This window comes from Arhodomonas sp. KWT, assembly GCF_010993615.1.
Window position 1 is genome coordinate 1 of record NZ_WNXE01001051.1, and the last position, 569, is coordinate 569.

The 569-nt window shown below is 71.0% G+C and carries 1 protein-coding gene; it reads right to left on the reverse strand.

Translation table 11 applies throughout. The features are described 5' to 3' along the window. Positions 1-554 (reverse strand): AMP-binding protein (locus tag G7A99_RS24095; protein WP_305792372.1); only part of this gene is annotated, 554 nt, incomplete at its 3' end. Between the last annotated feature and the right edge of the window lie 15 nt (positions 555-569).

Consider the following 569-nt stretch of genomic DNA (forward strand, 5'->3'; position numbering starts at 1 on the left):
GGCACGCCGATCACCGCGCACTCGGCGACGGCCTCGTGGGAGAGCAGGGCGTTCTCGACCTCGGGCCCGGAGATGTTGTAGCCCGCGGAGACGATCATGTCATCGGAGCGGGCGACGTACCAGAGGTAGCCGTCCGCGTCGCGGCGGAAGGTGTCGCCGGTGATGTTCCAGCCGTCCTGCACGTAGCGGGCCTGGCGTTCGTCGTCGAGATAGCGGCAGCCCGTGGGGCCGCGCACGGCGAGGCGTCCGGGGGTGTTCTCCGGTGCCTCGTTGCCGTCGTCGTCGAGGATACGGACCTCGTAGCCGGGCACCGGCCGGCCGGTGCTGCCGGGGCGGATGTCCTCCTCGCGGGCGGAGATGAAGATGTGCAGCATCTCGGTGGCGCCGATGCCGTCGATCAGCCGCAGCCCGAGCTTTTCGTGGACGTCGTGCCAGGTCGCGGCGGGCAGGTGCTCGCCGGCGGACACTCCCTTGTGCCAGCTCGCGAGATCGAAGCGTCCCGCCTCGGCGGCCATCGCGCGGTAGGCCGTGGGGGCGGTGAACACCACGCTCACGCGATGGCGCTCGAT